We start from the raw sequence: 23,343 nt of genomic DNA on the forward strand, positions 1-23,343 counted from the left end.
GAACCGATACACGGAAGGGGCGATCGGCTCATCCCTGGCGGCGGTGTTCCAGGTCACTCAGCCGGGTACGCCGTCCGGTGACCGCGTCGCGCACCTTGTCCAGCACACCGACCGCCGGTTCGACGATCTTGTTCCAGGGCGGGGTGGCGGGCGTACCGGGGTGCGGCCGGGTCGGCGCCGCCTCCTCCGCGATCTCCCACCGGTTGCCCAGCCGGATCAGCTCGGCGTCGCTGGCCACCTCGCGCAGGGGCGTGACCAGCGCCGCGACGCGGCTGACGTGCCGGCGTACCCGCTCGGCCACGTCGGCGACCGCCGGGTCGTCGGCTCCGGACAGCTCCTTGAGCGCGGTCAGCAGCCCGGCGTCGGCCTCGATCTCCCGCTCGACCAGCTCGGCGGCGTCCGGCATGGCGGCGCGGGCCGCCGGGAACAGGTACTGCTCCTCGGCGGACAGATGCCGGGACACCGCAGCGGTCAGGACGTCGAGCACCTCGCGCCGGGCGGCGGCGTCCAGCGCCGGGTCGGCGACCCGGTCGGCCAGCCCCAGCAGCGCCCGGTGCTCGGTGTCCACGAGGTCGGCGACGCTGCGCCCACCCGGCCGGTACGCGTCGTCGGCGGTGGGCGGCAGCGGCGGCAGGGGGACGGTCATGGTGCCCTCCTCGTGACGGCCGGAGTCGATGTCCGGGCGGTCCGGCGGTACCCGGCCCGGCGATCCGTGAAACCGCCGCCGGGCCACCGGCGGCCCGCGACCACCTCAGCTGCTGGTATAAGGAAGCGATGACGAGCGACGCCGCCCCCGCCCGACCCGACGCCACCGACGAGGTCGTCGACCTCTGCCGCGACCTGCTGCGCATCGACACCACCAACACCGGCGACAACGACACCAGCGCGGGGGAGCGGCGCGCCGCCGAGTACGTGGCGGAGAAACTCGCGGAGGTCGGCGTGGACGCCGAGATCCACGAATCAGCCCCCGGCCGGGCCAACGTGGTCGCCCGGATCCCCGGCACCGAGCCCGGCCGCGACGCGCTGCTCGTGCACGGCCACCTCGACGTGGTGCCCGCCGACCCGGACGAGTGGTCGGTGCACCCGTTCTCCGGCGAGATCCGCGACGGCTACCTGTGGGGCCGCGGCGCGATCGACATGAAGGACTTCGACGCGATGGTGCTCGCCGTGGTCCGCGGCTGGCAGCGCACCGGCGTACGCCCCCGGCGCGACGTCGTGCTCGCGTTCACCGCCGACGAGGAGGCCGGCAGCGACTACGGCGCGCACTTCCTCACCCAGCGCCACCGCGACCTGTTCGACGGCTGCACCGAGGCGATCGGCGAGGTCGGCGGCTTCTCCTACTCGGTGGACGAGCAGCGCCGCCTCTACCTGATCGAGACCGCCGAGAAGGGCATCGACTGGCTGCGCCTGCACGCCAAGGGCCGGCCCGGCCACGGCTCGATGGTGCACGACGACAACGCCGTCACCGCGCTCGCCGAGGCGGTCGCCCGGATCGGCCGGCACCGCTTCCCGGTGGTGATGACCGACACCGTGCGGGCGTTCCTGGCCGAGGTGTCCGACGTGCTCGGCATCGAGATCGACCCGGACGACCCGGAGACGGCGATCGCCAAGCTCGGCCCGATCGCCAACATCATCGGCGCGACCGTCCGCAACACCGCCAACCCGACCCGGCTGGCCGCCGGCTACAAGGACAACGTCATCCCCGGCCGGGCCACCGCCACCATCGACTGCCGCAGCCTGCCCGGGCAGAGCGAGGAACTGGAGCGGCAGCTGCGCGAGCTGGTCGGCCCGGACATCGCCATCGAGTACGTCCAGCGCCAGCCGGCCCTGGAGACCACGTTCGACGGTGACCTGGTGGTGCGGATGTCGGAGGCGCTGCGCGCCGAGGACCCGGGCGCGCACCCGGTGCCGTACATGCTCTCCGGCGGCACCGACGCCAAGGCGTTCTCCCAGCTCGGCATCCGCTGCTTCGGGTTCGCGCCGCTGCGGCTGCCCGCCGACCTCAATTTCTCCGCCCTGTTCCACGGCATCGACGAGCGGGTTCCGCTGGACGGACTACAGTTCGGCGTGCGGGTTCTGGACCGCTTCCTCCGTACCTGCTGACCGCGCCCGCCGCGGCGCCGCCGGCGCGGAACCTCCCCCCATCGCGAAGGGACTGCCACACATGACCGACCAGCACGGTGAGCTGGACGCCGCCCTCGAGCGGGTGATCGACGCCGCCCGCGCCCACCTGGCCGCCGTCCGGGCCGCCCAGGGCCGGATCGACGACGACGCCGTCTGGCAGGCGTACGTCGCGTTGAACAACGCCTCGTTCGCCTACGACGAGCAGCTGCTCGACGCATTCGGCGAGGTGACGCCCTGGGACGTGGAGTCGATCGACCCGGACGAGGCCGACGAGCGCTTCGGCGCCGTCGAGGGCGGCGAGCCCACCGACCCGCACCCGCGGGTCATCTCGGTGCGGCAGCGGCGCGACTACCGGGTGCCCAGCGTCGCCGCGCTGCTGCGTGCGGCCGAGGCGGCCCGCCGGGAGGGCACCCCGGAGGAGGACGAGCCGGCGCCGGTCGAGGGCGTCGGCGAGGCGGTGCTGGAGCTGCTGCAGAGCGGCGACGGATCGCTGTCCGCGCTCGACGTGCCGGAGCTGGAGCCGCTGGACGGTGTGGTGATGGTCAGCGAGGTCGGCACCCCCGTCGACCTGGAGTCGTTCGACGACGACGACCCGGTCGGCCCGTTCCAGCCGGCCGCCGACGACCGGCTGGTCGGCCGGCTCGACGAGCACCCGTTCATGGAACTCGACGAGGAGCACGACCACGCGCACTAGGCCGTGCGCGTCCCCGGGGCGGCGCCGCGTCGCGCGGCCCCGGGGACGGGCCCCTCGTCAGTACGACAGGCCCGGCTGCGACTGGTTGACCAGGCGGCGCCGCAGCACCACCTGCCGCGTGCCGTCCCGGTAGAGCCGCACCCGGGCCAGCTCCCAGCCGGAGAACTCGGCCTGGATCGCCAGCTGCGCCGCGGCGGTCAGCCGATCGACGTTCGAGGGCAACCGCAGCGGCGCGTATTCGTAGTCCATGCCCCTATGCTGCCCAGGTCGCGGGCCCTCCGCCACCCCCCGCGGGTGACCCGGATCGCGGCGCGGCTCAGCCGTCGCGCTCCGGGTAGCCCACCGGCACGGCCGACACGTCGTCGAGCGCCGTGACGATCTCCTCCGGCAGCGTCATCCGCTCCACCTGCAACGCGCCGAGCAGCTGCCCGACGGTGCGGGCACCGAGGATCGGCGCGGTCACCCCCGGCCGGTCCCGCACCCAGGCCAGCGCCACCTCCAGCGGCGACACGCCGAGCCCGCCCGCAGCGATGGCGACCGCCTCCACGATGCTGGAGCAACGCGGCTCCAGGTACGTCGCGACGAAACGCTCGAAGTGCGGCGACACCGCCCGCGAGTCGGCCGGGCGGCCGTTGCGGTACTTGCCGGTGAGCACACCCCGGCCCAGCGGCGACCAGGGCAGCACGCCCAGCCCCATCCCGGCGCAGGCGGGCAGCACCTCCCGCTCCACGCCGCGCTCCAGCAGCGAGTACTCCACCTGTGCGGCGACCACGGGGGCGCGCCCCGGCCAGGCGGCCTGCCAGGCGGCGGCCCGCGCGGTCTGCCAGCCGGAGAAGTTCGACACACCCACGTAGCGGGCCTTCCCGCTGGACACCGCGTGGTCCAGGGCCGAGAGCGTCTCCTCCAGCGGGGTGTCCGGGTCGTACCCGTGCACCTGCCACAGATCGACGTGGTCGGTGCCGAGGCGGCGCAGCGAGGCGTCCAGCGTGCGCAGCAGGTGCCCGCGCGAGCCGTCCCGGCGGCGGCTGCCCGGCCGCAGGCCCGCCTTGGTGGCGATCAGCAGCTCGTCGCGGTCCACCAGGCTGCCCAGCAGCGAGCCGATCACCGACTCGGCGTCGCCGTCGGCGTACACGTCGGCGGTGTCGACCAGGTTGCCGCCCGCGTCGAGGTAGCTCTTCAGCTGGGCGGCCGCGTCGTCGGCATCGGTGTCCCGTCCCCAGGTCATGGTGCCGAGCGCGAGCCGCGATACCGCCAGCCCGCTTCGGCCGAGCGGTCGCTGTTGCATGCGTGAACCTTATTTCGAACCCGGCGTCACGGATATCCTCGCCGCAGTCAACTTCCCGCGCGACCTCCACCCGGTGTGACATGTTCGGGGCGAGCCGGACGTCGAGGGCGCCACGCTCATTGCGTAACCTGATGCGACCTGTGGTGCGGACGGTGGGAGGATCAGTGCGACTCGGGCTCAACCTCGGATACCAGACGGCGTGGAGCACGCCGTTCGACCACCTGGCGTTGGCCCAGGAGGCGGACCGGCTCGGCTACTCGGTCGTGTGGGCCGCGGAGGCGTACGGCTCGGACTCGCCGAGCATGCTGGCCTGGATCGCGGGGCAGACGGAGCGCATCGACGTGGGCGCCGCGGTCATGCAGATCCCGGCCCGCACCCCGGCCATGACCGCGATGACCGCCGCGACCATCGACACGCTCTCCGGCGGCCGGTTCCGGCTCGGCCTGGGCGTGTCCGGCCCGCAGGTCTCCGAGGGCTGGCACGGCGTGCGGTTCGCCAAGCCGCTGGCCCGCACCCGGGAGTACGTCGACATCGTCAAGCTGGCGGTGGCCCGCAAGGAGGTCGCGTACGACGGCGAGCACTACACGCTGCCGCTGCCCGACGGCCCCGGCAAGGCGCTGCGGCTGGGCTTCCACCCGCCGCGCGAGCACATCCCGATCTACCTGGCCGCCGTCGGCCCGAAGAACCTGGAGCTGGCCGGCGAGATCGCCGACGGCTGGCTGGCCGTCTTCTACTCCCCGGAGTTCGCCGAGGAGCACCTCGCCTCGGTCCGGGCCGGCCGCGCGGCGGCGGGCAAGGAGCTGGCCGGCTTCGACGTGGTGCCGTCCGTGCCGGTCGTGGTCGGCGACGACGTCGCCACCTGCGCCGAGCTGGTCCGCTGGTACGCCGCGCTGTACGTGGGCGGCATGGGCAGCCGCAAGCAGAACTTCTACAACCAGCTCGCCACCCGGATGGGCTACGGCGACGCGGCCCGCGAGGTGCAGGACCTCTACCTGGCCAAGCGGCAGCGCGACGCCGCTGCCGCCGTACCGATGGAGTTCATCGACCGCACCTCGCTGCTCGGACCGAAGGAGCGCATCGCCGAGCGGATGCGGGAGTACGCCGCCGCGGGCGTGACCACGCTGTCGGTGTCGCTGTTCGTGGCCGACCGGGAGAGTGGGGTGCAGACCCTGCGTACCGTCGCCGAGGCGCTGGAGCTGTCCGGAGTCGGCGAGTGACCTGGATCGAGGCCGTCGTCCTGGGCCTGGTCCAGGGACTGACCGAGTTCCTTCCGGTGTCCTCGTCCGGGCACCTGCGGATCACCTCGGCCCTGTTCTTCGACCGGGACGCGGGCGCGTCGTTCACCGCGGTGACCCAGCTCGGCACCGAGGCCGCCGTCCTGATCTATTTCGCCAAGGACATCGGGCGGATCGTCCGGACCTGGTTCGTCGGCCTGGTCGACCGTTCGGTGCGTTCCAGCCTCGACTACCGGATGGGCTGGTACGTCATCGTCGGCACCATCCCGATCGGCATCTTCGGGCTGATCTTCAAGGACCAGATCCGCACCGCCGGCCGGAACCTCTGGCTGATCTCCTGCACGCTGATCATCGGCGCGATGCTGCTGGCCTTCGCCGAGTACTGGGGCCGGCAGACCCGCACGCTGGAGAACTTCCGGATGCGTGACGGCGTGGTGATGGGCTTCGCCCAGGCCGCGGCGCTGGTCCCCGGCGTGTCCCGTTCGGGCGGCACCCTGACCGCGGGCCTGCTGCTCAACCTGACCCGGGAGACCGCGGCCCGCTACTCGTTCCTGCTGGCCATCCCGGCCGTGGTGATCTCCGGCGTGTTCAGCCTCCCGGACGTGTTCGAGCCGTCCGCGCCGGGCACCGCCGCGCCGAGCGTGGCGCAGATGGTGGTCGCGACGCTCATCGCGTTCGCCGTCGGGTACGCGGCCATCGCCTGGCTGCTGCGCTACGTCGCCCACCACACGCTGTACGTCTTCGTGCTGTACCGGGTGGCGCTGGGCAGCCTGGTGATCTGCCTCCTGGCGACCGGCACGATCAGCGCCACCTGACGCGTCGTGCGAGAGGCCGGCCACCCCGATGTCCGAGGTGGCCGGCCTTCGGCTTCGTCGCCGGCTCAGCCGCGTAGGGCCGCGCGGTTCCCGGCGTGTGCGACGGCGCGGCCCGGTGGCCGGGGGTGGCTACTCTCACCCGCATGTCGCGCTTCCGCCTCAGACCGCTGTACGGCGCTCCCCTGATGATCGCCATGCTGGCGGCCTATGCCTGGAGTCTGGGAAAGCCTTTCGACAAGCCGGAGCTGCCGGCCGAGATGTTCGTGGTGACGGGCACTGTCGAGTCGGTACAGAACAGCTGGGAATCGACGACGGGAGGAAGCAGAAACCTCGCCGCCGTGGTGTATCGGGTGGTGCTCCGCGAGTACCCCCGGGTCAAGTTCAGCGTACGAGAGCTACCGAGCGAGGAACTGGTGCCCGGCACGCCGGTCCGATTCGAGATGAGCAGGGATCCCCAGCCGGAGCTGGAACGCGCACGGTTGTACGTCTACGCGACCTATGTGGTCTCGGCCGAGACCTTCGTCGTCGACGGCACCGTGCTCTACGACGCGGCCGAGATCAGGGCGCAGGACAAGGCACGGGCCGACGCGGCGGTCAGGCGGTACCGCGGCATCTCTCTGGTGCTGTGGGCTGTGGTGGTCGTCTGGGTCGCGCTCCTGGTCCGGCGGCACCGGGGGGTGCTGCAGTCCTTGGCGCGGCCCGACGGCACGTCGGACGCGGCTGACAGGTTCCGGAGATGGGTGTACAGGGAGTAGGACGCCCCGCCGGAACACGGCCTGTCGTGGCGGGACGAACCCCCGAGGGGCGTACCGCCTAGGGTGGTCAGCGTGGCGACCCTTCTGCTTCTGCGACACGGCCGGACCACCGCGAACGCCGACGGCGGCCTGGCCGGGCGGCAACCGGTCGAGCTCGACGACACCGGCCGCGCGCAGGCGGCGGCGGTCGGCGCGCGCCTCGCCGGGCTGCCGCTGGCGGCGGTGGTGACCAGCCCGCTCATCCGCTGCCGGCAGACCCTCGACCTGGCGCTGCCGGGCGTCGAGCCGGTGGTGGACGACGGGTTGATCGAGTGCGGGTACGGCGACTGGGAGGGGCAGTCGCTGAAGAAGCTGGCGAAGGAGCCGCTCTGGCCGGTGGTCCAGCAGCACCCGAGCGCCGCCGCGTTCCCGCAGGGCGAGTCGATGGCGGCGATGTCCGCGCGCGCGGTGGCCGCGGTACGGGCGTGGGACGCGCGGGTCACCGCCGAGCACGGGCCGGAGGCGGTCTGGCTGGCGTGCAGCCACGGCGACGTGATCAAGGCGATCGTGGCGGACGCGCTCGGCGTACACCTTGATCTTTTTCAGCGGATCGTGGCCGACCCGGCGTCGGTGACGGCGATCCGCTACACCCCGTTTCGGCCGTTCCTGGTCCGGCTCAACGACACCGGCGGTGACCTGTCGGCGCTGGTCCCGCCGCCGCGCAAGCGCCGTCGGCGCGCGGCGCGGCCGGCGGAGTCCGACGCGGCGGTCGGCGGAGGCGCGGGCGCGGCCGGGTGAGCCCGGCGTACGCGGCGCGTTCGCTCTGGGCGGATTCGGCGTCGGTGGGCTGCGCGGTGCTTCCACACGCCGGATAGGGTCGTGGGTATGACGCACCAGGTGCACGCCTTCGAGCCGCCGGAGCGGTTCGTCGCCGGTACGGTCGGCCCGCCGGGGGAGCGCACGTTCTTCCTCCAGGCGCGCGGCGGCGGCCGGCTGGTCAGCGTGTCGCTGGAGAAGGTCCAGGTGTCGTTGCTCGCCGAGAAGCTCGAGGAGCTGCTCGCCGAGGCGCAGCGCCGCTTCGGCGTGAAGCTGCCGGAGCCGGTCACCACGGTGACCGGCGACAACGAGCCGCTCGACACGCCTGTGGACGAGGAGTTCCGGGTCGGCACGCTGGGTCTGGCCTTCGACGTCGACACCGCGACGGTGGTGATCGAGGCGATCGCCGTCGGTGAGGCGGAGGTCGAGGTCGAGCTGGGCGACGCGGACGACGACGCCGACGAGGACCCGGACGAGCCGGACGACGACCTCGACCGCCTCCGGGTGCGGCTGACCCCGGAGGCGACCCGCGAGTTCATCGAGCGGGCCAAGCGCGTCGTGAACGCCGGCCGGCCCCCCTGCCCGCTGTGCGGCCAGCCGCTCGACCCGGCCGGTCACCTCTGCCCCCGGCACAACGGCTATCACCGGTGACCTCGTCGGAACTGCAGCCCCGACAGGACGGCGCCGAGGCGCTGCGGCTGCTCGCCGACGGTGAGCTGACCCTGGAGGGGCGGCTCGTCGACGCCTCCAACGCGACGCTGCGCGGGGTCATCGCGCTCGGCGACGTGACAGCGCACTGTGTCTACAAGCCGGTACGCGGCGAGCGCCCGCTCTGGGACTTCCCGGACGGCACGCTCGCCGGCCGGGAGGTGTCCGCCTACCTGGTGTCCCGGGCCACCGGCTGGGACCTGGTGCCGCCGACGGTGCTGCGCGACGGCCCGTTCGGCCCCGGCTCGTGCCAGCTCTGGATCGACGAGCCGGACGACGCCGAGCCGCTGGTCGGGTTCGTACCGGCGCGGGAGATCCCGCCGCGCTGGATCCCGGTGGCCGCGGCCCGCGACGACGACGGGGCGGCGTACGCGCTGGCGCACGCCGACGACCCCCGCCTGGCCCGGCTCGTCGTGCTCGACGCGATCATCAACAACGCCGACCGCAAGGGCGGGCACGTGCTCGTCGGCCCGGACGACCGGATCTACGGCGTCGACCACGGCGTGAGCTTCCACGTCGAGGAGAAGCTGCGTACGGTCCTGTGGGGCTGGGCCGGCCGCGAACTGCCGCCGGACGCGGTGGAGATGCTCGACGGCCTGGCCGGGCAGCTGCGCGGGCCGCTCGGCGAGGAACTGGCCGAGCACCTCACCATCGGTGAGCTGGCCGCGCTGGCGGAACGGGTCGAGCGGCTGCGCGATAGCGGCCGGTTCCCGCTGCCGCCGCAGGAGTGGCCGGCGATGCCCTGGCCGCCGATGTGAGCCGCTGTCGCGTTGATCACCCGTAGGGCGGCACCCGAGCGTCTGACGGATCGTTAGGCTGGCGGTCATGGAGTCTTGGGCGGGACATGACGTGCCACGGCTGCCCGGCGAGGGCGTGTCGCTGAGGTTGTACGACTCGGCGCGGCAGGGCGCCCATGCCAGCCGGCCCGAGGGCGCGGCCTCGATGTACGTCTGCGGCATCACCCCGTACGACGCGACGCACCTCGGACACGCCGCCACCATGATCACCTTCGACCTGGTGCAGCGGATGTGGCGCGACGCCGGCCTGGACGTGCGGTACGTGCAGAACGTCACCGACATCGACGACCCGCTGCTGGAGCGCGCCGAGCGCGACGGCGAGGACTGGAAGGTCCTGGCCATGCGGGAGACCGCGCTGTTCCGCGAGGACATGGAGGCGCTGCGGATGATCCCGCCGGCGCACTACGTCGGCGCGGTCGAGTCGATCCCGGACATCGCCGAGAAGGTGCTGATGCTGCTCAAGGACGGCGCGGCGTACCGGCTCGACGACGGCACCGGCGACGTGTACTTCGACGTCTCCGCCGCGCCCCGCTTCGGCTACGAGTCCAACCTGACCCGCGAGCAGATGATCGAGCTGTTCGCCGAGCGCGGCGGCGACCCGGAGCGCGCCGGCAAGCGCGACCCGCTCGACCCGCTGCTGTGGCGCGGCGCACGCGAGGGCGAGCCGTCCTGGCCCGGCGGCGACCTCGGCGCGGGCCGTCCCGGCTGGCACATCGAGTGCACCGTCATCGCGCTGAACCTGCTCGGCGACCGGATCGACGTGCAGGGCGGCGGCAACGACCTGATCTTCCCGCACCACGAGTGCTCCGCCGCGCACGCCGAGCGGCTGACCGGCGAGGCGCCGTTCGCCGACCACTACGTCCACGCCGGCATGATCGGCCTGGACGGCGAGAAGATGTCGAAGTCCCAGGGCAACCTCGTCTTCGTGTCGCGGCTGCGGGCCGACAAGGTGGACCCGATGGCGGTCCGGCTGGCGCTGATGAGCGGGCACTACCGCAGCGACCGCTCCTGGACCGACGAGCTGCTCACCGAGGGGCAGGAGCGGCTGGGCCGCTGGCGGCGGGCCGCCGCCGCGCCGGCCGGGCCGTCGGGGGCGGCGTTGCTGGCCGAGGTACGCGAGCGGCTGGCCGACGACCTGGACACTCCGGGTGCCCTGGCGGCGGCAGACCGCTGGGCCGAAGGCGCCCTGGGCGGCGTGACCGAGGATCCGGATGCCCCCGCCCTCTTCGCCGACACGGTGGACGCCCTCCTCGGCATCGCCCTCTAGCCCACCTCGCCCTCCTCGCGCGGCCTCGCCCGCTCGCGCCGTCGATCTTGCACTTGCGGTCCGTGTTTCGCCCCTTTTATTCGGGTTCGCGAGGACCGCAAGTGCAAGATCGCGCCAACCGGGGGGCGGGTAGACCGTGATGGGTGTGTCGGGGGCGGTTTGACACCAGTGGTGTTCCACACGGGGTCGCCCGGCCGTCGCAGCCCTCGGCGATCTTGCAGTTGTGGCCATTGGGATGTCGTGAATGCCCGAGATGCCGGGGCGGAAAGTGCAAGATCGCCGGGAGCCGGGAGCCGGGAGGTCAGCCCAGGACCAGGCCGGGGTCGGGGTCCTGCTCGGGAGCGGGGGCGGGGATCTTGTACTCCTCGGTGAGCGTGGTCATCGGGCCGGGCCACGTGGCCTGGGCGACCTCGATCGGCTTGTGCCGCTCGTCGTAGGCGACGTGCAGCAGGTGGAGTACCGGGGTGTCCGGGCGGATCTGGAGGATCTCCGACTCCTCCCGGCTGGGCTGGCGGGCGCTGATCGTGTCGGTGGCGGTGACGTACCGCCGGCCGATGACCTCCTCGGCCTCCTGGTAGAGCGGCCGGCCGAACGCCTCGGCCCGCTCCAGTGACGTGCCGGCGGCGTCGGCGGGAAGGAACCACGACGCGCCGACCTCGACCGGGGAGTCGTCGGTGCGTACCAGGTGCCGCCGGCAGAGCAGCTCGGTGCCGTCGGCGACGCCGAACGCGTCGGCCACCTCGGCCGGGGCGGGGGAGCGGCCGACGGAGACGAGCTGCTGGCGGTACCGGGCGGCCAGGTCGGTGTGGTAGCCGCGGAAGCCGCCGTACCGGCCCCGGGACAGGCGGTTGAGGCGGCGCCGGGTGCCCCGGACGTACGTACCGGAGCCGGGTTTGGTGATCAGGATGCCCTCGACCCGCAGCTGGTCGACGGCGCGCTGCACGGTCTGCTTCGCGACGCCGAACATCTCGGCGATGGCCGGGATGGACGGCAGCCGCTCGCCTGGACCCCAGTCGCCGCGGCGCACCTGGGCCTTGAGCTGCGCGGCGATCTGCCGGTGCGGGAACTCGGCCGCGCCCGGGTTGATCTGCATGCCCGCCTCCTCAGAACAGCTAGGTTCCTAGGATGCCCTAGAGGCTGTGACCGCGCCACCCCGGACACGAAGAAGCCGGGCCCCGATCCGAGGCCCGGCTTCAGCAGAGCGGGAGAACTACCAGGAGCCAGCGGTCGGCCCGGCGGAACCGCCGCGGCGGCGCAGGTACTTCTCGAACTCCTGGGCGATCTCGTCCCCGGTCAACGGGGTGATGCCCGCGTCGCCGACCCGTTCCTCCAGCTCACGCACGTACTCGCCGAGTTCGGCGTCCTGCTCGGCGGCGCTGCGCACCCGCTGCTCCCACTCGGCGGCCTCCTCGGCCAGGTCGGCCATCGGCACCGGCAGGTCGAGCACCTCCTCGACCCGGTGCAGCAGGGCGAGGGTGGCCTTCGGGCAGGGCGGGTTGTTCGCGTAGTGCGGCACGTGCACCCAGAACGACACCGCGTCGACCTCCGCCCGGGTGCAGGCGTCGTGCAGCACGCCGACGATGCCGGTCGGCCCGTCGTACCGGGTGGGGGTGAGCTGGTAGCGCTTGGCCGCGTCGGCGTCCGACGCGCTGCCGCTGATCGGCAGCGGCCGGGTGTATGGCACGTCGGCCAGCAACGCGCCGAGCAGCACCACCCGCTCGACCTCCAGGCTGTGGCAGATCTCCAGTACCTGCTCGCAGAACGTCCGCCAGCGCATGCTCGGCTCGATGCCGCGGATCAGCACCACGTCCCGTTCGGTGCCCTCCGGACTGGCCACCATGAACCGCGTGGTGGGCCACTCGACGCGCCGGGTCTCCCCGTCGGCCATGGTGATCGTCGGGCGGCTCACCTGGAAGTCGTAGAAGTCCTCCGGGTCCAGCTCGGTCACCTCCCGGGCCTGCCAGACCTGCTCCAGGTGTTCCACGGCGGCGGTGGAGGCGTCGGCGGCGTCGTTCCAGCCCTCGAAGGCCGCGATGGCGACCGGCGAGCGCAGTACCGGCAGCCCGTCGAACTCGGTCACGCCGTCACCTCACCCTGCTCGTCGGGCGCGGCGCCGCCCCGTCGCACTGTCGCACCCCTGTTGTCCTTCACGTCCGTCAGCCTACGTGCCGCCGCCGGGCCCGGCCCGTCGGCCGCGCCGGTCGCCGGGCCGGACCACCCGGGCGAACCGGCGGAAAGGTGTACGCCGGCCCGGTGGGCAGTATGTGGGAAGGCCCGGTTCGGGTGACTCTGCCGCACTCGGGCGCACTAACCTGGGGCATGTGCCTATTTCGTTGCGTGACCTGCTGGCCGATCGGATCCTGATCGCGGACGGCGCGATGGGGACGATGCTCCAGGCCGCCGATCTCACCCTCGACGACTTCGACGGCCTCGAAGGCTGCAACGAGATCCTCAACGTGACCCGGCCGGACGTGGTCCGCGGCGTGCACGACGCCTACCTGGCCGCGGGCGCGGACTGCGTGGAGACCAACACGTTCGGCGCGAACCTGCCCAACCTCGCCGAGTACGGGATCCCCGGCCGCATCCGGGAGCTGTCCGAGGCGGGCGCGCGGATCGCGCGGGAGGCCGCCGACGCGTACGCGACGCCGGAGCGCCCCCGGTTCGTGCTCGGCTCGATGGGCCCGGGCACCAAGCTGCCCACGCTCGGCCATGCGAGCTACGCCTCGCTGCGCGACGCGTACCAGGAGAACGCCGCCGGCCTGATCGCCGGCGGAGCGGATGCGCTGATCATCGAGACCTGCCAGGACCTGCTCCAGGTCAAGGCGGCGGTGGTCGGGTCGAAGCGGGCCCGCGCCGAGGCCGGCCGGGACGTGCCGATCATCTGCCAGGTGGCGGTGGAGACCACCGGAACCATGCTGCTCGGCAGCGAGATCGGCGCCGCGCTGACCGCGATCGAGCCGCTCGGGGTCGACCTGATCGGGCTGAACTGCTCGACCGGCCCGGCGGAGATGGGCGAGCACCTTCGCTACCTGGCGCAGCACTCCCGGATCCCGATCTCGGTGATGCCGAACGCCGGCCTGCCGGTGCTGACCGCCGACGGGGCGTACTTCCCGCTCAGCCCGGACGAGCTGGCCGACGCGCTGGAGCAGTTCGTCACCGACTACGGCGTGGCCCTGATCGGCGGCTGCTGCGGCACCACCCCGGAGCACATCCGGGTGCTGGTGGAGCGGCTGGGCGGGCGCGCGCCGGTGGCGCGGGAGCCGAAGCCGGAGGCCGGGGTCTCCTCGATCTACCACCACGTGCCGTTCGCCCAGGACGCCAGCATCCTGATGGTGGGGGAGCGGACCAACGCCAACGGCTCGAAGGCGTTCCGCGAGTCCATGCTCGCCGGGGACTGGCAGGCCTGCGTGGAGGTCGCCCGCAGCCAGGCCCGGGACGGCTCGCACCTGCTGGACCTCTGCGTCGACTACGTCGGCCGCGACGGCACGCAGGACATGCGTGAGCTGGCCGGCCGGTTCGCCACCGCCTCGACGCTGCCGATCGTGCTGGACTCCACCGAGCCGGCCGTGATCGAGGCCGGGCTGGAGATGCTCGGCGGCCGGTGCGTGGTCAACTCGGTCAACTTCGAGGACGGCGACGGCCCCGACTCCCGGTACGCCCGGGTCATGCCGGTGGTCAAGGAACACGGCGCCGCCGTCGTGGCGCTGCTCATCGACGAGGAGGGCCAGGCCCGCACCCGGGAGTGGAAGGTACGGGTGGCGTCCCGGCTGATCGACGACCTGACCGGCCGGTGGGGGATGCGCCGGGAGGACATCCTCATCGACGCGCTGACGTTCCCGATCGCCACCGGGCAGGAGGAGACCCGCCGGGACGGCATCGAGACGATCGAGGCGATCCGGGAGATCGCCGCGCGCTATCCGGGCGTCAACTTCACCGCCGGCATCTCCAACGTGTCGTTCGGCCTCAACCCGGCGGCCCGGCAGGTGCTCAACTCGGTGTTCCTGCACGAGTGCGCCCAGGCCGGGCTGACCTCGGCGATCGTGCATGCCAGCAAGATCTTGCCGATGTCGCGGATCCCGGACGGGCAGCGCGAGGTGGCGCTCGACCTGGTGTACGACCGCCGTCGCGAGGGCTACGACCCGGTGCAGCGGTTCATCGAGGCCTTCGAGGGCGTGGACGCGGCGTCGGCGCGCGCCACCCGGGCCGAGGAACTGGCCGCGCTGCCGCTGGACGAGCGGCTCAAGCGGCGGATCATCGACGGCGAGCGCAACGGCCTGGAGGCCGACCTGGACACCGCGATGGCGCAGGGGCGTACGCCGCTGTCCATCATCAACGACCTGCTGCTCGACGGCATGAAGGTGGTCGGCGAGCTGTTCGGCTCCGGCCAGATGCAGCTGCCGTTCGTGCTCCAGTCCGCCGAGGTGATGAAGACCGCGGTGGCCTACCTGGAGCCGCACATGGAGAAGACCGACGACGACGGCAAGGGCCGGATCGTGCTCGCCACGGTGAAGGGCGACGTGCACGACATCGGCAAGAACCTGGTCGACATCATCCTGTCCAACAACGGCTACGACGTGGTCAACATCGGCATCAAGCAGCCGATCAACGCGATTCTCGACGCCGCCGAGGAGCACCGGGCCGACGCCATCGGCATGTCCGGCCTGCTGGTCAAGAGCACCGTCATCATGAAGGAGAACCTGGCCGAGATGGCCTCCCGGGGCGTGGCCGAGCGCTGGCCGGTGCTGCTCGGCGGCGCGGCGCTGACCCGCGCGTACGTCGAGGACGACCTGCGGTCGATCTACCCGGGCCAGGTGCACTACGCCCGCGACGCGTTCGAAGGGCTGTCCCTCATGGACCGGGTGATGGCGGCCAAGCGCGGCGGCGCGCCGGTGGTCGACCCGGAGCGGGAGGCGGCACTGGCGGCCCGCCGGGAGCGCCGCGAGCGGCAGCGGGCGCAGGTCCGCGAGGCGCTGCCCGAACTGGATGACGCGTCGGTCCGCTCCGACGTGGCGGTGGACGTGTCCGTGCCGAAGCCGCCGTTCTTCGGCACCCGCGTCGTCAAGGGCGTGCCGCTGGCCGACTACGCGGCCCTGCTGGACGAGCGGGCCACGTTCCTGGGCCAGTGGGGCCTGCGCGGCGCCCGCGGCGGCAAGGGCCCGTCGTACGAGGAACTGGTCGAGACCGAGGGCCGGCCCCGGCTGCGGTACTGGCTGGACCGCCTGATCTCCGACCAGGTGCTGGAGGCGGCCGTGGTGTACGGCTACTTCCCGGCGTACTCCGAGGGCAACGACCTGGTGGTGCTGGACGAGAACGGGCACAGCGAGCGGGCCCGGTTCTCCTTCCCCCGGCAGCGCCAGGAGCGGCGGCTGTGCCTGGCCGACTTCTTCCGGCCCAAGGGCGACCAGCTCGACGTGGTGGCGTTGCAGCTGGTCACCGTCGGGCAGCCGATCAGCGAGTACACGGCGAAGATGTTCGCCGGCAACGAGTACCGCGACTACCTGGAGGTGCACGGCCTGTCCGTGCAGCTCACCGAGGCGCTGGCCGAGTACTGGCACCGGCGGATCCGGGCCGAGCTGGTGCTGCCCGGCGGCGGCACCGTGGCCGACGACGACCCGGCCGACCTGGCCGGTCTGCTGCGCACCGACTACCGGGGCTGCCGGTACGCGTTCGGCTACCCGGCCTGTCCGGACCTGGAGGACCGGGCGAAGATCGTGGAGTTGCTGGGCGCGGAGCGGATCGGGGTGCAGTTGTCCGAGGAGTTCCAGTTGGTGCCGGAGCAGGCCACCGACGCGATCGTCGTGCACCACCCGGAGGCGAACTACTTCAACGCCAAGTGATCGCCACAGTAGGTGAGCTGACCGCGACCCGTGTCAGTGTGGATCGCGTTGGCTAGGGCGTCGAGGCCCGTTCACGAACGTAGCGAAGGGGCTCCGCCCTCGGCGGAGAACACCGTCAGAAGTACGATGGAAGATCGGCTATTGGCGCCACCGATGGCGCCACAATATGCCGGGATTCTCTGTGGATCTCTTCTCTCGACGGATTCGAGTGGAGAGAATGCCGACGGTGCGCCAATATGAGTCGCTCAAAAGCACCGGATCGAGCCCATGCTCTCGGCGGTTCGCATCAGCGACTGCATTATTGGCGCAGCCGGGCGGGTTGCGGTGACCCGAACTGCTCCCGGCTGCGCTAATGCCTTACCTAGACCGCGTCTTTCTTCCAATAGTTCCAAGGTTCGCCGCAGTAACGTTCGCCATCCGTGATCACGCAAACAGTGACTTTGATGCGATCAATTCCACCAACTAAATTCGGATCCCCGATGGTGAAATTGTAGGAGAGGTCTGCGCAGTAGCCGGAGGTAGTTCTGGTTTGAGTGTCCTTCTTGTTGGCGCCTGCGTAAGCCTCGAAAGCGACTTGGGTGGAGTCCACGGCGTTATCGCAACCGGCGCCTGACACGACGTGGCCTTGGACGCCGGCAGTCCGGCTGTACCAGGTGATGTTCCCACTTGCCCAGTCGTAACCACAGTCGCTGGGGAGGTAGCAGACCTTGTAGTTTTGCGCGGGATAGGCGTGGGCTGGCGACGCCAAGGTAAGTGTCGCCAACAAGGTAGTCGCTAAGGAGACAATAATTGCCCGGCTCGTGTACGCAAGCGTGGTCATTAAGCGGATTCTCCAGAGTTTTGCAGCGAAGAGGGATTGGTCGCCCGGGGGTGGAAAGAGGCTATCACGCGATCCCGTCTCACGTCATGCCCAACGTCTATTGGTTAAGTGATTGGCGGGCGCTGGCTTCACGTCAGAGCGAGGATCCTCACCCGCCGCGCAACCAGGTGCAGACCGACCGGCGTGACGGTGCAGCGGCGTCGCCATGCAGCGACGCCCCGTTGAGAGGGCGGTCAGCGACACTGCCGCCCACGCGAACCGCCGCGCGGGACGCGTTGAACCGCAGCAGCACGACGGCGATGAGAACGCCAAGGAGCGAGAAGAAGCCGGTCACCACGACGAGCCCGCCCAACGGGATTGCCTCGCCGCCGTCGGGGATCTCGAAGTCCACACCAGTGGCCCGGGCGAGCGTAGCTGCGGTGGTGGTGACTACCACCGCCGCGTGCGTTGCGACCGCCGGAAGTCGTACCGACTGTCCGAGACGACGGCGACGTCAGTGGTCGGCGCGCTGCGAACCTGCCCCGTTGGTAGACGAAGTCAGCGAAGCCAACGCCGGCCGCCATCTGGGATTCCGCGACCGAATGGCAGGCGCGTCCCGGAGCGGGACGAGCCCGGGTGCGTGCCGTCGAAATCTCTGTCCACGTCGGTGTTCTTCCCGTCGACGAGCGCGGGGCGCCCGCCGGGATGGCGGACGCCCCGAAGGATCGACGTGCCGGTCAGCCGATCAGCGTGACCGTGTAGTCGTACGTCGTCCCGGTCACCGAGTACGTCGCGGTCTGCCCGTTCTCGCAGTACGACACGAAGCTGCTCGGGGTCCGTTGCGCTCCGGCCACCGCGTCCACCACCGGCCGGACGTCGGACCCGACCGGCAGGGCGGTGGTGGTGAGATCGATCGTCCGCGACTGGTTGATCGGGTACGTGTCGGTGTTCGCCGTCTCCAGACCGTTGCTCGCCTGAACACTGAAGGACATCACGAAGGCGGCGTTGTTCACCACGGCGATGCGCTGAACGCAGGGTTCGGCCTGCGCGCTGGCCGTGGAGGCCGTGGCCAGCGCGGATGCGCCGGCGGCGAGCGTCCCGACGAGTGCGGCTCCGACGAGCCTGGCGCGGAAGGTCATGGTGTCACCTCTCGGTCTACGTGACGCCGGGCGCCGACTGGCGGCGCCCGGCGTGTGGTCCGTATCGAAGTTCCCGAACGTTTTTGATCGAACCCTGTAGATCGCATCATTCTGCGGCGGATCGACGACTCCCGGTCGGTCCGGCGGCGTGGCCGGTGCCAGACTGAGGGATCGATTCCGATGGCGTGCGAGCGTCCCGGCGCGAGGAGTCCGAGGTGCTGAACTCCGCCTGTCCTTCTGCCGTCCACGCGGCCGGAGCCGGCCTGCCACCGTTGGCGGACTCGGATCTCGGCCCCGGCGCGACGTACTTCACCTTCGTCGTCCTGTCCGGTATGTACCTCGCTCCGATTGTCATGTTCGTGCTCGGAGCCTTCTGCGCTGCGGGCAGTCCGCGCAACCGCCGGGTCAGCACTGCTGCCGCGATCGTGGTCGTCCTGTTCTACGCGTTGTCGCTGCTCGGCAGTGCCTTCACGTGGCCCGAACTGGAGCACCAGGGAGAACCGAGTGAGACTCTGTGGCTGATCGTGATCGGTTGCGGCGGCTTCCTGGTGCTGCCCTGGCTCGTCGCGTTCGGCGGCGCCAGGGTGGCCAACCGCCGTTCCGGAGTCACGGCCGAGTAGCCGTCACGCTTCTCGCGGAGGGCCGGCCCGCAGGCTTCGCGTCAGGGCGGGGATCATCACAGCCGCCGCGACCAAGTGCAGCCCGACCAGGGCGATGACGGTCGGTGCAGCAGCCCCGACCAGGAACGGCGGCACTATCGACAGCACGGTCAGCGCCACCGCCGTCCACACGAACCGCCGCGCGGGACGCGCGCTGAACCGCAGCAGTACGGCGGCGATGACGACGCCCACGAGCGAGAAGAACCCGGTCACCACGGCGAACCCGCCCAGCGGGATGGTCGCGCCGCCGCCGTCGGGGATCTCGAAGTCCACACCGGCGCCGCGGGCCAGCGCGGCCGCGAGCGTGGTGACCACCATCGCGGCGAGCGTGGCGACCAGGCCGGTGACGGCGAGCCGCCGGAAGCCGTGCGGACGGCGCACTGTGACGGCGGTGTCGGTGCTGCTGATCATGTCGTTCCTCCGAGCTTCGAGGTGAGGAGTGAGGATCCGTACCGTCGCGGTACGACGGCCGGGGTTGTGCAGCGCGCGTACGCCGGTGCCGCGCAGCCAGAAACCGGCGTCGCGGCGGAGGACCGGCCCGGGGGTGCCGTCGCGCAGCTCCAGCTGCACCCGGCCGCGCGTGACCACGCCGTACGCGTGCTGCCACTGGGCCGCGACCACCGGCACGCGCGCGCCGCCGGGCAGCGCGAGCGTCCGCGCGGGCACTACGGCGTGCTGTCGGCCGGCAGGCGCTCCGGCAGCCCGAGTCGCGGGAACTGGTCGGCGTGGAACGTGAGGATCTCGGTGATCGCCCCGCCGGTGACGCGCAGCGCGTCGACGGTGAGCGGCAGGTACGCGCCGTCGCTCTCCTGCCACAGGTAGAACGCGACGGCGGGCTGCCGGTTCACGGCGGTGGGCACGGCCCGCATGCTGCCCAGGCTCTCGAAGCCGTCCGCGACCCAGTCGGCGACCACCGCGTCCCGGCCGATCTGCAGGCCCGGGGTGGGCGGCATCGAACAGCGCACGTCGTCGCGCAGCATGGCGGCGAGAGCACCGACGTCCTTGGCGACGGCGGCGTCGGTGAAGCGGCGTACCAGCTCGCGGGTCCGGGTGTCCGTCTCGTCGCCGGTCCAGTCCTGCCGCTGGGCGGGCAGGTGTTCCCGCATTCCGGCGCGGGCGCGCTGCAACGCGCTGTTCACCGAGTTGACCGAGTCGCCGAGCAGCTCCGCGACGTCCTTGGCGGGCCAGCCGAGCACGTCGCGCAGGATCAGAACGGCGCGCGGGCGCGGTGCCAGGTGCTGCACCGCGACCAGGTACGCCAGCTCGATCGTCTCCCGTGCGACAGCGACCGTCTCCGGCTCGTCCGCGCCGGCCGCGGGCAGCTCGTCGAGCAGCCGATCCGGGTAGGGCTGCAGCCACCGCACCTCACCGCCGGTCGCGGGCTCGGGCCGGCACCTGGCGAGCAGATCCAGGCAGGCGTTGGTGGCGATCCGGTACAGCCACGCCCGGAACGTCGAGCGTCCGGCGAACGTCTCGCGCCGCCGCCAGGCCCGCAGGAACGTCTCCTGGACGGTGTCCTCGGCGTCCTCGAACGACCCGAGCATCCGGTAGCAGTGCACGTGCAGCTCCCGCCGGTGCCGCTGCGCCAGCCCGGTGAACACCGGCTCGTCCATCTCGCCCAGACCGCTCACGCCCAGCTCCTGCAGCCGCGTGTCCGCACCCATGAGGTCATCCTTCCGCGTCGTCGTGTGTCGTCGTAGGTGTGACGGGTACGGGCGCGGAAACTCATCACGAGCGCCGGTCGCCGCGGTCCCGCACGTGACCCGCGGGACTACCGTGAGCGCCGTGCAGTTCTCGATCGACCGCGACTCCGTGTGTATGGGCGACGACGTCGCTTCCCACCGCTTGACGCTCGACGTGCGCCCTCATCGGACTCTCGGCTCGCTTCTGGCGCAGGCCCTGCGCAAGTACCGCCTGGCCTCCGTCGGCGGCGAGGTCTCCTGGATCGCCGAGGTCACCTACGGCGGTTACCGGCGCGACGAGCGCGGACTCGTGCACCCACCGGTGAGCCATGCGCTCGCGCTGCTGCACGTGCCGTATCCGGAGGGCGAGACGACGATCATCCCGTTGAGCAACTACTTCCTGGCCATGTCGTTGCGGGAGATGGCGGAGCGGGCCGGCGCGGCCGAGGTGATTCTCAACTTCCACTATCTCAGCGAGGGGGCCCGCTGGCGTCCGGAGGAGTTCATCGCCCGGTACAAGTGACGGCGAACGGTCAGCCCGTCCGCGGTGCGTACATGATGACGGCGACGCCGACCAGGCAGATGGCCGCGCCGACGAGGTCGTAGCGGTCGGGCCGGAACTTGTCGACCACCATGCCCCAGGCGAGCGACCCGGCGACGAAGACGCCGCCGTAGGCGGCGAGGATGCGGCCGAAGTTCGGGTCCGGCTGGAACGTGGCCACGAACCCGTAGGCGCCGAGCGCGATCACCCCGGCGGCGATCCAGAGCAGCCCACGGTTCTCCCGCCAACCCTGCCACACCAGCCAGGCGCCGCCGATCTCGGCGAGCGCGGCGAGCAGGAACAGCAGGATAGACCGGACGACAGTCATGCGTCAGACCGTAGCCGGGTCGTGGTCCGAACCGGCGAAGGGCAGCGGGCAGCGAGGGCTGCCCGCGCAGGTGATCAGGTCGTCGCAGCCGGCCGAGATCGCCTCTCGCAGCGTGTCGCGGACGGCGGTGAGGTCCGCGAGCCGTCGCTCCACCTCGGCGAGCTTGTCGTGGGCCCGGGTCCGCAGGCCGGCGTCGTGCCGTCCGGCCGCCAGCAGGCCCGCGACCTCGGCGAGGGTGAAGCCGAGACGTTGCGCGGCCTTCACCACCCGCAGCAGGGTGACCGTCTCGGCCGGATAGAGCCGATGCCCGCCCGGCGACCGCCGGGGCGCGGCCAGCAGCCCGCGCCGCTCGTAGTAGCGCAGCGTCTGCACGTTGACCCCGGCCGCGTCGGCGACCTGGCCGCTGCGCAGCTCCGGCTCGCCCATCACCGGCCCCGCGCGGCCGTCGCCCGCAGGGCCAGGGCATCGAGTACGGCGACACGGTTCGCCGGAACGCGAATGTCGAGCGTCAGCGTGTCGCCGCCCGGGCGCGCGAGGTCGAACGTGAAGAAGGAGCAGCAGGCGGACTCGCGGGCGATCAGGTCGCGGGCGACCGGTTCGGCGCGGCCGTCGAGACGCAGCCGCAGGTGCCCGGCGGACAACCTGTCGGCGCCGCGCAGCGGGTCGCGGAACAGCCCGTCGAACTCGGCCAACCGCAGCGGCCGCTCGGTGGTCGGCAGCGTGCAGGTGTCGGGCACCCAGGAATCGTCGGTCACCTCTCGACGGTAAGCCCGTACCCGGGTACCGGATGCAAGCCCGCACCGGGAAGAAACACGCGCGGTATGGTCGCGGCATGCGGACGCCCGGATGCCGCTGATGAGCCTGCCGCTGATCCCCGCCACGCCCGCCGGCCCAGCGCCGGCCCGCCGCGCGCTGCTCACCCGCCGGGTACGGCTGCTGGTCGCCGCGGCGATCACCTACAACGTGATCGAGGCGGTGGTGGCGCTCGGCGCCGGCACCGTCGCTTCCTCGACCGCGCTGATCGGTTTCGGCCTGGACTCGGTCATCGAGGTGGCTTCCGCGACGGCCGTGGCGTGGCAGTTCGCCGGCCCGGACCCGCAGGCCCGGGAGCGGGTAGCGCTGCGCGTCATCGCGGTGTCGTTCTTCGCGCTCGCCGCGTACGTCACAGTCGAGGCGGTACGGGCGCTGCTCGGCGGCGCCGAGGCCGCACACTCGCCGGTCGGGCTGGTGCTCGCCGGGCTCTCGGTGATCGTGATGCCGGTGCTGTCTGCCGCGCAGCGGCGCGCCGGCCGTGAACTCGGCTCCCGGTCGGCGGTGGCCGACTCGAAGCAGACGCTGCTGTGCACGTACCTCTCGGTGGTCCTGCTCGTCGGGCTGGCCCTCAACGGCCTGTTCGGATGGTCCTGGGCCGATCCGGTCGCGGCGCTGGTGATCGCCGTGGTCGCGGTCCGCGAGGGCCGTGACGCCTGGCGCGGCGACACCTGCTGCGCCACCTGCGGCCCGGTCGGCCCGCAGGCGTGATCACCGGCCGCTACCTGCGGCGACGTCGGGAATACGGCTGTGCTCGGCGGCCCGGCGGACTACCGTCACCGGAGTACGGGCCGGCGTGGGTCAGGCGCGCCGCGTCCATGCCCGCGCCGTCGGAGTTGACGTGGCGGAAACGCCCGCGGACGAGCATGGGTACGACGAAAGGGGCGGACATGACCGACGAGGTGACGTCGCAGGTCCCGCCGGAACCGGCTCCCGTGCTGACCACCAGGCCCGCCGGCACGGGCCCGGTCGGACCGCCGAGCAGCCTGGACCTGTGGGCGCGCGCCCAGGTGCTGCACCGCTGCTTCGGCGACGACGACGGCGAGCCGCACATCATGCGCGGCCTGGACTGA

Annotated in this window: 27 protein-coding genes; 14 read left to right on the forward strand and 13 right to left on the reverse strand. The window is 71.9% G+C overall.

Annotated elements, in window-relative coordinates; genetic code table 11:
• Window positions 1–28: 28 nt before the first annotated feature.
• Window positions 29–646, reverse strand: a complete 618-nt coding sequence (locus tag GA0070562_RS29235; protein WP_091428188.1) for a hemerythrin domain-containing protein — start codon at window positions 644–646, stop codon at window positions 29–31.
• 128 nt (window positions 647–774) lie between these two features.
• Here GA0070562_RS29235 and GA0070562_RS29240 point away from each other — a divergent pair, with 128 nt between their 5' ends.
• Together GA0070562_RS29240 and GA0070562_RS29245 are read left to right on the forward strand one after the other, a co-directional pair.
• The gene (locus GA0070562_RS29240; RefSeq protein ID WP_091428023.1) at window positions 775–2,103 is read left to right on the forward strand and encodes a M20/M25/M40 family metallo-hydrolase; all 1,329 of its coding nucleotides are present in this window, start codon (window positions 775–777) and stop codon (window positions 2,101–2,103) included.
• A 61-nt stretch (window positions 2,104–2,164) separates the two neighbouring features.
• Complete coding sequence (locus tag GA0070562_RS29245) at window positions 2,165–2,818, forward strand: hypothetical protein (RefSeq protein ID WP_013286069.1); 654 nt, start codon at window positions 2,165–2,167, stop codon at window positions 2,816–2,818.
• Between the two features lie 57 nt (window positions 2,819–2,875).
• On the opposite strand, the gene GA0070562_RS29250 is transcribed toward GA0070562_RS29245, so the two are convergent.
• Complete coding sequence (locus tag GA0070562_RS29250) at window positions 2,876–3,067, reverse strand: DUF5703 family protein (RefSeq protein WP_030274256.1); 192 nt, start codon at window positions 3,065–3,067, stop codon at window positions 2,876–2,878.
• Window positions 3,068–3,134: 67 nt separating this feature from the next.
• Window positions 3,135–4,103: an aldo/keto reductase gene (locus GA0070562_RS29255; protein ID WP_013286071.1), complete on the reverse strand. Its 969-nt coding sequence runs from the start codon at window positions 4,101–4,103 to the stop codon at window positions 3,135–3,137.
• A 164-nt stretch (window positions 4,104–4,267) separates the two neighbouring features.
• Between GA0070562_RS29255 and GA0070562_RS29260 the strand changes: the two genes are divergently transcribed.
• The 7 genes from GA0070562_RS29260 to mshC all read left to right on the forward strand — a co-directional run bounded on the left by GA0070562_RS29260 (window position 4,268) and on the right by mshC (window position 10,475).
• The gene (locus GA0070562_RS29260) at window positions 4,268–5,320 is read left to right on the forward strand and encodes an LLM class F420-dependent oxidoreductase (RefSeq protein WP_091428025.1); all 1,053 of its coding nucleotides are present in this window, start codon (window positions 4,268–4,270) and stop codon (window positions 5,318–5,320) included.
• Window positions 5,317–6,153: an undecaprenyl-diphosphate phosphatase gene (locus GA0070562_RS29265; protein WP_091428027.1), complete on the forward strand. Its 837-nt coding sequence runs from the start codon at window positions 5,317–5,319 to the stop codon at window positions 6,151–6,153. The genes GA0070562_RS29260 and GA0070562_RS29265 overlap by 4 nt, the downstream gene beginning before the upstream one ends.
• A 143-nt stretch (window positions 6,154–6,296) precedes the next feature.
• Window positions 6,297–6,908: a hypothetical protein gene (locus GA0070562_RS29270; protein ID WP_139135514.1), complete on the forward strand. Its 612-nt coding sequence runs from the start codon at window positions 6,297–6,299 to the stop codon at window positions 6,906–6,908.
• Between the two features lie 63 nt (window positions 6,909–6,971).
• The gene (locus GA0070562_RS29275) at window positions 6,972–7,685 is read left to right on the forward strand and encodes a histidine phosphatase family protein (protein ID WP_091428031.1); all 714 of its coding nucleotides are present in this window, start codon (window positions 6,972–6,974) and stop codon (window positions 7,683–7,685) included.
• Window positions 7,686–7,772: 87 nt separating this feature from the next.
• A complete protein-coding gene (locus GA0070562_RS29280) occupies window positions 7,773–8,354 on the forward strand; it encodes a DUF3090 domain-containing protein (protein ID WP_013286077.1) in 582 nt (193 codons plus the stop codon).
• Window positions 8,351–9,169: an SCO1664 family protein gene (locus GA0070562_RS29285; protein ID WP_091428033.1), complete on the forward strand. Its 819-nt coding sequence runs from the start codon at window positions 8,351–8,353 to the stop codon at window positions 9,167–9,169. The genes GA0070562_RS29280 and GA0070562_RS29285 overlap by 4 nt, the downstream gene beginning before the upstream one ends.
• A gap of 67 nt (window positions 9,170–9,236) precedes the next feature.
• On the forward strand, window positions 9,237–10,475 hold the full coding sequence (gene mshC / locus GA0070562_RS29290) for a cysteine--1-D-myo-inosityl 2-amino-2-deoxy-alpha-D-glucopyranoside ligase (protein ID WP_091428036.1): 1,239 nt from the start codon (window positions 9,237–9,239) through the stop codon (window positions 10,473–10,475).
• A 301-nt stretch (window positions 10,476–10,776) separates the two neighbouring features.
• Here mshC and GA0070562_RS29295 read toward each other — a convergent pair whose 3' ends face one another.
• Both GA0070562_RS29295 and GA0070562_RS29300 read right to left on the reverse strand, forming a co-directional pair.
• Window positions 10,777–11,568: a GntR family transcriptional regulator gene (locus tag GA0070562_RS29295; protein WP_091428038.1), complete on the reverse strand. Its 792-nt coding sequence runs from the start codon at window positions 11,566–11,568 to the stop codon at window positions 10,777–10,779.
• A gap of 117 nt (window positions 11,569–11,685) precedes the next feature.
• Window positions 11,686–12,555 carry a PAC2 family protein gene (locus GA0070562_RS29300; RefSeq protein ID WP_013286081.1) on the reverse strand — a complete coding sequence of 290 codons (870 nt, stop codon included), beginning with the start codon at window positions 12,553–12,555 and terminating at the stop codon, window positions 11,686–11,688.
• Between the two features lie 241 nt (window positions 12,556–12,796).
• On the opposite strand from GA0070562_RS29300, the gene metH reads away from it, so the two are divergent.
• A complete protein-coding gene (gene metH / locus GA0070562_RS29305) occupies window positions 12,797–16,312 on the forward strand; it encodes a methionine synthase (RefSeq protein ID WP_175438917.1) in 3,516 nt (1,171 codons plus the stop codon).
• A 361-nt stretch (window positions 16,313–16,673) separates the two neighbouring features.
• Here metH and GA0070562_RS30120 read toward each other — a convergent pair whose 3' ends face one another.
• From GA0070562_RS30120 to GA0070562_RS29315, 3 genes are all read right to left on the reverse strand, one after another.
• Window positions 16,674–17,132 (reverse strand): hypothetical protein, encoded by a 459-nt coding sequence (locus GA0070562_RS30120; RefSeq protein WP_139135515.1) that lies wholly within the window; start codon window positions 17,130–17,132, stop codon window positions 16,674–16,676.
• Window positions 17,133–17,280: 148 nt separating this feature from the next.
• Entirely contained in the window at window positions 17,281–17,568 is a 288-nt protein-coding gene (locus tag GA0070562_RS29310) for a DUF6069 family protein (RefSeq protein WP_254663901.1), read from the reverse strand.
• 280 nt (window positions 17,569–17,848) lie between these two features.
• Window positions 17,849–18,250, reverse strand: a complete 402-nt coding sequence (locus GA0070562_RS29315) for a hypothetical protein (protein ID WP_091428042.1) — start codon at window positions 18,248–18,250, stop codon at window positions 17,849–17,851.
• 215 nt (window positions 18,251–18,465) lie between these two features.
• Between GA0070562_RS29315 and GA0070562_RS29320 the strand changes: the two genes are divergently transcribed.
• Complete coding sequence (locus tag GA0070562_RS29320; RefSeq protein ID WP_091428191.1) at window positions 18,466–18,870, forward strand: hypothetical protein; 405 nt, start codon at window positions 18,466–18,468, stop codon at window positions 18,868–18,870.
• A gap of 3 nt (window positions 18,871–18,873) precedes the next feature.
• On the opposite strand, the gene GA0070562_RS29325 is transcribed toward GA0070562_RS29320, so the two are convergent.
• Entirely contained in the window at window positions 18,874–19,575 is a 702-nt protein-coding gene (locus tag GA0070562_RS29325; protein ID WP_091428045.1) for a DUF6069 family protein, read from the reverse strand.
• The gene (locus tag GA0070562_RS29330; protein WP_091428047.1) at window positions 19,575–20,573 is read right to left on the reverse strand and encodes an RNA polymerase subunit sigma-70; all 999 of its coding nucleotides are present in this window, start codon (window positions 20,571–20,573) and stop codon (window positions 19,575–19,577) included. Before GA0070562_RS29330 ends, GA0070562_RS29325 begins: the two co-directional genes overlap by 1 nt.
• Before the next feature lie 121 nt (window positions 20,574–20,694).
• Between GA0070562_RS29330 and GA0070562_RS29335 the strand changes: the two genes are divergently transcribed.
• Window positions 20,695–21,114, forward strand: a complete 420-nt coding sequence (locus tag GA0070562_RS29335) for a hypothetical protein (protein ID WP_139135516.1) — start codon at window positions 20,695–20,697, stop codon at window positions 21,112–21,114.
• A gap of 10 nt (window positions 21,115–21,124) precedes the next feature.
• On the opposite strand, the gene GA0070562_RS29340 is transcribed toward GA0070562_RS29335, so the two are convergent.
• Genes GA0070562_RS29340 through GA0070562_RS29350 form a run of 3 tightly spaced genes read right to left on the reverse strand, consistent with a single transcriptional unit; the run spans window position 21,125 to window position 22,215 of the window.
• The gene (locus tag GA0070562_RS29340; RefSeq protein WP_091428051.1) at window positions 21,125–21,460 is read right to left on the reverse strand and encodes a YnfA family protein; all 336 of its coding nucleotides are present in this window, start codon (window positions 21,458–21,460) and stop codon (window positions 21,125–21,127) included.
• A gap of 3 nt (window positions 21,461–21,463) precedes the next feature.
• Window positions 21,464–21,886 carry a MerR family transcriptional regulator gene (locus GA0070562_RS29345; protein ID WP_091428054.1) on the reverse strand — a complete coding sequence of 141 codons (423 nt, stop codon included), beginning with the start codon at window positions 21,884–21,886 and terminating at the stop codon, window positions 21,464–21,466.
• Complete coding sequence (locus GA0070562_RS29350; protein WP_091428056.1) at window positions 21,886–22,215, reverse strand: hypothetical protein; 330 nt, start codon at window positions 22,213–22,215, stop codon at window positions 21,886–21,888. Before GA0070562_RS29350 ends, GA0070562_RS29345 begins: the two co-directional genes overlap by 1 nt.
• 100 nt (window positions 22,216–22,315) lie before the next feature.
• On the opposite strand from GA0070562_RS29350, the gene GA0070562_RS29355 reads away from it, so the two are divergent.
• Together GA0070562_RS29355 and GA0070562_RS29360 are read left to right on the forward strand one after the other, a co-directional pair.
• Window positions 22,316–22,981 (forward strand): cation efflux transmembrane domain-containing protein, encoded by a 666-nt coding sequence (locus tag GA0070562_RS29355; RefSeq protein ID WP_091428193.1) that lies wholly within the window; start codon window positions 22,316–22,318, stop codon window positions 22,979–22,981.
• A 179-nt stretch (window positions 22,982–23,160) separates the two neighbouring features.
• The gene (locus GA0070562_RS29360) at window positions 23,161–23,343 is read left to right on the forward strand and encodes a hypothetical protein (protein ID WP_091428058.1); all 183 of its coding nucleotides are present in this window, start codon (window positions 23,161–23,163) and stop codon (window positions 23,341–23,343) included.

It is taken from the genome of Micromonospora tulbaghiae (genome assembly GCF_900091605.1).
In the GTDB taxonomy this organism is placed as follows: Bacteria; Actinomycetota; Actinomycetes; order Mycobacteriales; family Micromonosporaceae; genus Micromonospora; species Micromonospora tulbaghiae.

Coding starts and splice junctions, on each gene's coding strand:
- GA0070562_RS29235 (WP_091428188.1), bottom strand. CDS start 646: ATGACCGTCCCCCTGCCGCCGCTGCCGCCCACCGCCGACGACGCGTAC.
- GA0070562_RS29240 (WP_091428023.1), top strand. CDS start 775: ATGACGAGCGACGCCGCCCCCGCCCGACCCGACGCCACCGACGAGGTC.
- GA0070562_RS29245 (WP_013286069.1), top strand. CDS start 2,165: ATGACCGACCAGCACGGTGAGCTGGACGCCGCCCTCGAGCGGGTGATC.
- GA0070562_RS29250 (WP_030274256.1), bottom strand. CDS start 3,067: ATGGACTACGAATACGCGCCGCTGCGGTTGCCCTCGAACGTCGATCGG.
- GA0070562_RS29255 (WP_013286071.1), bottom strand. CDS start 4,103: ATGCAACAGCGACCGCTCGGCCGAAGCGGGCTGGCGGTATCGCGGCTC.
- GA0070562_RS29270 (WP_139135514.1), top strand. CDS start 6,297: ATGTCGCGCTTCCGCCTCAGACCGCTGTACGGCGCTCCCCTGATGATC.
- GA0070562_RS29280 (WP_013286077.1), top strand. CDS start 7,773: ATGACGCACCAGGTGCACGCCTTCGAGCCGCCGGAGCGGTTCGTCGCC.
- mshC (WP_091428036.1), top strand. CDS start 9,237: ATGGAGTCTTGGGCGGGACATGACGTGCCACGGCTGCCCGGCGAGGGC.
- GA0070562_RS29295 (WP_091428038.1), bottom strand. CDS start 11,568: ATGCAGATCAACCCGGGCGCGGCCGAGTTCCCGCACCGGCAGATCGCC.
- GA0070562_RS30120 (WP_139135515.1), bottom strand. CDS start 17,132: ATGACCACGCTTGCGTACACGAGCCGGGCAATTATTGTCTCCTTAGCG.
- GA0070562_RS29315 (WP_091428042.1), bottom strand. CDS start 18,250: ATGACCTTCCGCGCCAGGCTCGTCGGAGCCGCACTCGTCGGGACGCTC.
- GA0070562_RS29330 (WP_091428047.1), bottom strand. CDS start 20,573: ATGGGTGCGGACACGCGGCTGCAGGAGCTGGGCGTGAGCGGTCTGGGC.
- GA0070562_RS29340 (WP_091428051.1), bottom strand. CDS start 21,460: ATGACTGTCGTCCGGTCTATCCTGCTGTTCCTGCTCGCCGCGCTCGCC.
- GA0070562_RS29345 (WP_091428054.1), bottom strand. CDS start 21,886: ATGGGCGAGCCGGAGCTGCGCAGCGGCCAGGTCGCCGACGCGGCCGGG.
- GA0070562_RS29355 (WP_091428193.1), top strand. CDS start 22,316: ATGAGCCTGCCGCTGATCCCCGCCACGCCCGCCGGCCCAGCGCCGGCC.
- GA0070562_RS29360 (WP_091428058.1), top strand. CDS start 23,161: ATGACCGACGAGGTGACGTCGCAGGTCCCGCCGGAACCGGCTCCCGTG.